This window comes from Paenibacillus albidus, from assembly GCF_014644435.1.
GTDB classification, from domain to species: domain Bacteria; phylum Bacillota; class Bacilli; order Paenibacillales; family Paenibacillaceae; genus Paenibacillus_AQ; species Paenibacillus_AQ albidus.
Map to the genome: position 1 here is coordinate 64,819 of NZ_BMKR01000037.1, position 6,199 is coordinate 71,017.

Here is a 6,199-nt window from a genome sequence, read left to right on the forward strand (position 1 = left end):
TTAAAATTGGATAACGACTTTTCCTTTGGGATGACCTTTAGCAACAAGATTCAGTGCTTCGTTAATATCTTCTATGTGGAATACTGTGGGGTCCACCGCTGGTACAATCCCGTTATCTTCAATAATCTTCGTAATTTTCTTTAATTGTTCGCCATCACTGCGAACAAAAATGAAATGATATTGAATCTTCTTTTTCTTCGCTTTGTGATCATACTTAGCCCCGGCAATGGTGAAGAGCTTTTGTTTCCAACCTGGCAAGCCCATATCTTCGGCAAACCGTTTGTTAGGACCCGTCCGAAGTGAAAGAAGGCGACCGCCTGCTTTGATAATTGAAAGTTCATGATCAAATTCGCTTGGTCCTAAGGTATCGATCACATAATCAACATTACTAAGTTGTTCCCAATAGTTCTCCGTCGTGTAATCAATGTATTGGTCAGCTCCAGCCGCCATTGTCCGTTCACGTGCTTGCGGATTTCCACTGACGATGACCTTCAGCCCCATGCTTTTGGCGATAGGAATGGCCATTTGGCCAAATGAACCAGAACCCCCGGGAATAAACACGCTTTCGCCAGCTTTGGCAGCCAATTCTTCATGCAAACCTTGATAAGCAGTCAATCCTGTTAATGGTGCAGCAGCACCGGTCACAAAATCGAGATTAGCGGGTAAATGTCCGATGGCATCCGCATTAATCGCCGCGTATTCCGCAAAAGCACCGATTTTTTTTAGTGGCAGGCGTGAATAAATGGCATCGCCGACTTTATATCCCTGGACTTTCTTACCGACCTTTTCAATAACACCTGTCAGTTCGTTACCGAGTACCAATGGGAACTCATAATCCTGGATCAGCTTCACGCTCCCGGTACCGATGAGCAATTCCAAATGATTAACCGCCGCTGCTTTCACCTTGACCAAGACTTCGTTATCACTTATTCCCGGGACTGGAATATCGTTGACTTCTACTGTGAACTTTTTTGAATATTTGGTAATCTGTGCTGCTTTCATAATTATTAGCCTCCTATGCGCGGAATAATAAGTAACATTTATTTGTTTTTGTAACTTGTATAACAAGCATAATACTGAAGGTTACAAAAGTCAACAATTGTAACCTATCGTTTTTTGTGCTAAGATACAGGCAAGCGTATAAACGGTTATTAAAGAATTTTTTAAAGAAAGAAGGGTTGGCAGCACGGTGTTACGCGGGTGCTTGAAGGCAAATGATTTGCTTCAAAATATCCATATTCACCTGCCAAATGAAATGGCTAAAATCACACAAGAGCTCATTATTGAAACAGCGGAAGCCTTAATTGAACGCACAGAAAAATCCGAAGTGACGCTTTCACAAATTGCGGATGAATTAAGTATCACCCACGCAGCGCTTTATAAACACTTCAAAAATAAGCAAGAGCTCTGGGCAGCCGTGTCTAAGAGCTGGTTCAACCGGATGATTTCAGAACAAATCAAATTAGATATGACTAATTTGATGAATGCACAGGACTTGCTCCACGATTGGCTCTGGGCATTTGCCAAGGCCAAAAAACGTGCCTATAACGAAAATCCCAAAATGTTCGCTTTGAATACACAATACGTGGATAGCAATCCACTGGTATTACGCGACGTTCTATGGGATTCCTACCAAATTATTGACGGATTCATGGACTATCACGATCCCCACTTCGAACGGGCAGAGGCGATTCTATCCGCGTTTGCGGTGTTTAGCCTCCCGTCCTTCAAAGAATCCTGGAATTTACCAGACTACCAAGACAGGTTCGAACGTATCTGGAATTTAATCAAACAGGGTCTTTGAATCCAACTTCTTTAGTTGGATTCAAAGACCCTGTGTTAAAAAGTGCATATAGGGAAGTACGTGGGAATACGGTATGAATAAGCCCTAAGGATATGAATTTAAAAAACCGCTCTCTTATAGAAGAGAACGGCGGTTTGAATGCTATTTTCATATTCCTCCTCAATACACCTTCTTCTTTCCCCGCTCATCAATCAGAATCTGCACCGACTCCTTGAACCTGAGCGCATGCACAATCTCCCGCTCCCGCAGGAACTTGAGGCTGTCCTGCAGATCCACGTCATCGGTCATGTCGATCAGCCACTGGTATGTAGCCCGGGCCTTTTCTTCGGCCGCGATATCCTCGTAAAGGTCGGCGAGCGGGTCGCCTTTGGCCTGAATATAGGCGGCCGTCCAGGGTACTCCCGCCGAGTTCTGGTAGAACAATGCGTGATCCCGCTGCGCATAATTCGGGCCAAGCCCGGCGGCTTCGAGCTGCTCGACGGTGGCATCTTTGGTCAGCTTATAGATCATCGTGGCGATCATCTCTAGGTGGGCGAATTCTTCTGCGCATTGAAGTTATCAGTCATGATTTTATTGAAATAATTGTTAAAAGAAATTAAAGTGTTTGACTGTATTTGTTAATTTAACACGGCTTCTGAGTTTGATAATCGTCAACTTTTAATAAATAAGTATTAGAATGACTCATTAAAAGTAACAGCAGCAGAACAAGACTTAATAAATAAGTCTTAGACTGCTGCTGCTGTTGTCATTCATCTAACGTTCCCAGTTAGCTTAGGACTTCTATGTAATGATCAGCTTGAATTTTTGACGACTACCGCCCTCTGGACCATTTGGAATTGACTCTATTTGAGACACAAATCCAAACTTCTGATATAAGTTTCTCGCAGGTCGTCCATCTGGAATATCATCACCAAATGTAGTAACTGATACTTCTGCTGGTACTTCAACAAGTTTCAATATATGTCGCAGTAGTTCCGTTGCTATACCTTTGTTTCTCGCTCGAGATGAAACCGCTAACCATCCAATCTTGTAGCTTGGGGCACCTGCTGACGAAAATAAAACTCCACCCAGTAAGCGTGATCCAGGTAATCCATCGTTCTCCCTCACACAGAATGCGTTACATTGATTAATATTTTTCTCAAGTGCCTGAATAAATTTTGGATCACTTACCATTGGACCAAAGAGGTATTCAACTTCAGAAGCTAATTCCAACCATTCGTTCAGATCATCCTTTGTAGCATTCACAGCTTTCATTATAAAAGCTCCTTTAAATTGGAATGAGATGATTCAGATTTTCAATAACATTTTAAGCACCCTTTATAATACCACATTTTGTAATTAATATGCTCGTTAGTTGAACAAAAGCAGCCCATCACGTTGATCGGCTGCCTTCTTGTTTCCATTGAGCTATCGTTCTCTGTTAGAGTCTGTACAGTCATGACAGTTAACCGAGCGTCTTAACTTTTTCTTCTACCGGTTCTTGCGAATCTTCACCCCAAAGGGTAGATATTTCAAACGTACCAGGTTTGAAAAACAGGGGGAATCTGCGTTTAAACCAAGGCTGCATTGGCAATTCCAAGGCTTCTTTAATGTTTACCCAAATTAATTCACCTTCGGGCGGATTTTGCAATAACTCGCCTTCGTATTTTTTAGTTAAATAGTTAAAAACCATGTACCTACTATTCGTTACAGGCATGACACTCTCATCGAGCCCCTTATATATCAAATCCTCCGGTTTTACACGAAGTCCCGTTTCCTCCCAAAGCTCACGAACAGCTCCTTCCGCAATACTTTCAGGAAAATCAACTTTTCCTCCAGGACCAAGATAGCCTGGAAAACCAAGTTTATCGGGACGATTTACGAGCAGCACCCGGTCTCCATCCTGCACAAGACACATCGTAAATATCCCGCATTCCAATTTTTTTAAGGCCGACATTTTTTGCCCTCCATTTTTCCCTCTAAATTCATATGCAACTTTCAACATATCTGTGGCAACAGATAAATAAAATCATCATTTCAATATTACTACAAAGTGGATAATACTAGCTGCGTTAAACTGCCCGTTACTTCAATAAAAAAAGAGGAGTTGCTGCATAGCAACCCCTCCAACATGTCTACTTAATATAAGATTAATCCCTTTCTGGCTAATAGGAGGGATTGATCTTATTTAAATCTATTTCTTAGTAGCTTGGTAAACGAACTTTTGGCTACCATTTGTCGGCTTTTTTCCATTTTCAAAGTCAGCGGAAACAGAGACGTCCTTAAATCCAATGTTTTCTAAAATGAACTTAAATTCCTCCACACCATACCAGCGTAAAGCAATTCGTTGCAATTCAGATTGGATAAGATTACCTTTACGCCACTTCTCATATTTTAAATATGAAACTTTATATTGCTGGAAAAACAGATCAGCTTCTACACATTTGCCTTCCATTGTAATAATGTCCCCATTATGAAGATGAAAAGTGGATGTTCCTTCAAATTTACCAACCTCAAAGGCATTGAAGTTGTTGTCTGGGAGAAAAAGGTCAAGCAGGAGCCGTCCACCCAACTCTAAATGTTCATAAAAATTTTTCAATACCTTCATTGCTTCTTCTCGTTGTTCTATGAGTAAAAATGACCCGCCAGGAATAATTATTGCTTCATATTTGTGTGGTAAAGAAAGCACCTGTAAATCCGACTCATATAAGGTAGTGTTTAATCCTCGTTCGTCACAACGTTTACGGCAAGAAGCTAACATTTCGGGAGAATAGTCAACACCGTCTATTACAAGACCAGATTCCAGTAATGGAATTAATATTCTTCCAGAACCAACCATTGCTTCAAGAATGCGTCCCTTTGTATGTTTTAACTGATCTCGATAATACTCTACATCCCCACCAAAAGAATCACCAATTTTCTTTGTGTGGTCATATACCTCTGTACATAATGCACCATATTTACTGAAAGACATATAGTTATTTCCCCTCCATATTTGGTATCTTAGAAAGGGACTTTAGAAAATGATTATCCCTTCCGCACCTCTAAATTCGTTCTACGGAAAAATAAATTAAATATTTTCATTTTAATCACTCTCTTTCTTATAGGATGCTTAATTATGGCATAATCTGTAATATTTGAACAAGAGAATTATTAATTTTAATTGAATTATCCTGCCCTTTACTTCAACAAAAGAGGCAGCTAATTTTTTGATCAGCTGCCGCAGTGTTGTTCTGAACTATCGTTCTCCGTTAGCGCAATCGTTACTTTTTCTTTACTGGTATCCAAATTTCACCCTGTGTATGCCCTGGCATTCCATAATACATTTCGAAACTAGGTGCCTCAACTTGTTCGTATTCAGATGTCGGAAACCACTCGGAATATATTCGTACCCATAGTTTTTGTAAATCACATTGCGGGTCCGGGAAAATAGCCCAAGTTAGTGCCGGGACAGAAAGTTTTGTAAATATCTCGGGAATTTCAAGTCCCTTTGGTAAATGGTAACATATCATGTACTTGAAAGATTCTCTAGTGTGATCATATAAGGCAGCATGCAGTACAGTGTTACCAAAACGTCCCAGCAGTTCGTTCATAAGGTCAACACTGCCATCCTCATCACATTTTTCACGGAATTGAGGAACTTCAGAAAAGGCTATTTGCTGGTCTGAATTTATAAGACCATAAACTCCAAACATCTCAAAAGACCCTCTTTGTTCAATTCGGTAATTCATCTCGACATCTCCTTTTATTGAAATAAGAAAGGACATTCGAGGATAGGCCTTTAGAGACACGCCTTTATCGCGCGCAGATATCGGCATGATCCCATGGAGATTCTTGAACGCCCGTGCGAACGCTTCCGGGGATTGGTATCCATATTTCATGGCTACATCGATAACCTTTGCATCGGTTGTCTGCAGTTCAAAAGCCGCCAATGTCAATCGTCGACGTCGGATGTACTCGGATAACGAGATTCCGGTAATGAACGGAAACATTCGTTGAAAATGATACGTAGAGCAACAGGCGATCTGTGCTATGTCATCATATGAGATATTGTCCGCCAAATTCGTTTCGATATAATCCATGGCGCTATTCATCCTCTCTAACCAATCCATCGTTCTTCCTCCCTTCGAGTTAAATACTATCGCAGATAAAAATAGCTTGCCGTGCATTTCCTGCACGAAATTGTCAGCATCGTTCACATCCCTTGAAGATCGATCCCAACAAATCCGATGTATACTGTATAGTAACATTGAGTTATCCTCCCGTTACTTCAACAAATGAAAACGGGGTTGCCTCGTGGCAACTCCTAAGCTATCGTTTCCCGTAGCGTAACGAGGAGGTAGGAAGAACTGTCCAAAAAAAGAACCTTCAATACCACTTTGATTATGGTCTTGGATGCTCAAAATACTAATCATC

General features: G+C 41.0%; 6 protein-coding genes and 1 pseudogene. 1 reads left to right on the forward strand and 6 read right to left on the reverse strand.

What is annotated here, in order from left to right; translation table 11 throughout:
• Positions 1-1,002, reverse strand: a complete 1,002-nt coding sequence (locus tag IEY53_RS27955; protein ID WP_189030842.1) for an NADP-dependent oxidoreductase — start codon at positions 1,000-1,002, stop codon at positions 1-3.
• 202 nt (positions 1,003-1,204) lie between these two features.
• Here IEY53_RS27955 and IEY53_RS27960 point away from each other — a divergent pair, with 202 nt between their 5' ends.
• On the forward strand, positions 1,205-1,804 hold the full coding sequence (locus tag IEY53_RS27960) for a TetR/AcrR family transcriptional regulator (RefSeq protein WP_229696406.1): 600 nt from the start codon (positions 1,205-1,207) through the stop codon (positions 1,802-1,804).
• Positions 1,805-1,963: 159 nt separating this feature from the next.
• On the opposite strand, the pseudogene IEY53_RS27965 reads toward IEY53_RS27960, so the two are convergent.
• The 5 genes and pseudogenes from IEY53_RS27965 to IEY53_RS27985 all read right to left on the reverse strand — a co-directional run.
• Positions 1,964-2,347, reverse strand: a pseudogene (locus tag IEY53_RS27965) (manganese catalase family protein); the annotation flags it as partial.
• Between the two features lie 237 nt (positions 2,348-2,584).
• The gene (locus IEY53_RS27970; RefSeq protein ID WP_189030844.1) at positions 2,585-3,058 is read right to left on the reverse strand and encodes a GNAT family N-acetyltransferase; all 474 of its coding nucleotides are present in this window, start codon (positions 3,056-3,058) and stop codon (positions 2,585-2,587) included.
• 190 nt (positions 3,059-3,248) lie between these two features.
• Positions 3,249-3,740: an 8-oxo-dGTP diphosphatase gene (locus tag IEY53_RS27975; protein ID WP_189030861.1), complete on the reverse strand. Its 492-nt coding sequence runs from the start codon at positions 3,738-3,740 to the stop codon at positions 3,249-3,251.
• Between the two features lie 237 nt (positions 3,741-3,977).
• Entirely contained in the window at positions 3,978-4,757 is a 780-nt protein-coding gene (locus tag IEY53_RS27980) for a class I SAM-dependent methyltransferase (protein WP_189030846.1), read from the reverse strand.
• 289 nt (positions 4,758-5,046) lie between these two features.
• Positions 5,047-5,895 carry an AraC family transcriptional regulator gene (locus IEY53_RS27985; protein WP_189030848.1) on the reverse strand — a complete coding sequence of 283 codons (849 nt, stop codon included), beginning with the start codon at positions 5,893-5,895 and terminating at the stop codon, positions 5,047-5,049.
• Positions 5,896-6,199: the final 304 nt, after the last annotated feature.